1 protein-coding gene is annotated in these 282 nt (G+C 40.4%); it reads left to right on the forward strand.

Annotated features, from left to right (window positions below; all coding sequences use genetic code 11):
* On the forward strand, positions 1-282 hold a 282-nt coding region (locus G6042_RS00430), incomplete at both ends, for a hypothetical protein (RefSeq protein ID WP_169522332.1).

The following is a 282-nucleotide window of genomic DNA, read 5'->3' on the forward strand; positions in this document are numbered from 1 at the left end:
TTATTTTACAAGTTAATCCAAAACCAATTGTGGCAACCCAATTGGCAGATTTTGCGAGTTGTGATGATATTGATGGCGTAAACGATGGACAAACCTTGTATTTTGGCAATCCATTGTCAGACTACATCGATGATGTATTAGGCGCAGGTCAAAGTCCAACCGATTACACGGTAACGTTCTATTACAACAGTCAAAGCGATGCCGAAGCAGGATTAAACCCTATCCAAGACTTGGCTACTTACCAAGTACAAACCGGAACGTATTGGGTTAGAATAGAAAACA

The organism is Flavobacterium solisilvae (assembly GCF_012911605.1).
GTDB lineage: Bacteria > Bacteroidota > Bacteroidia > Flavobacteriales > Flavobacteriaceae > Flavobacterium > Flavobacterium solisilvae.